The organism is Paucibacter sp. TC2R-5 (assembly GCF_025717605.1).
In the GTDB taxonomy this organism is placed as follows: Bacteria; Pseudomonadota; Gammaproteobacteria; order Burkholderiales; family Burkholderiaceae_C; genus Paucibacter_A; species Paucibacter_A albus.
In genome coordinates, this window is sequence record NZ_JAJIRQ010000042.1 from 1 (window position 1) to 452 (window position 452).

1 pseudogene is annotated in these 452 nt (G+C 46.2%); it reads left to right on the top strand.

The annotated features are described in order from the left end of the window. Window positions 1-452: pseudogene (locus LNV08_RS22990) on the top strand (hypothetical protein); the annotation flags it as partial.

The window sequence follows — 452 nt, forward strand, 5'->3', positions numbered from 1 at the left end:
TTTAACTTTCCGCCGAGCAAGAATGGCTCGCCTTCGGGCCGACAGTATTAAGCCAGTAACAGATAATAAGCCACCCTTTGGCGAGTATAGAGAAAGAGGGCGCAAGCTGTTTTTATCCTCAAATCATCTTTGCCAGGGCACAACAGCTTGGTTTCATTCGGAGTTAAAGAAATTTTCGCCCGAGGTTCTTTTCACTCATCCCAGCTCTGGCGAGGCACTCGCCAGATTTATGCAGAACGCTGGACTCAAGACAAATATTCCATTGATACTGACATCATCCGAGATGTTAAGCACAAATGGACGAAAATTACTTGAGGCGACTTTTAATGCAACTGTAATAGATTATTACGGAATGGCCGAGAGAGTCGTATCTGCTGCAGGCTTGGCCGATGGAGCATATTTTTTCAATCCGGCTTACGGCCGAGTTGAACTGGAGGCTCTGGATAAACTGG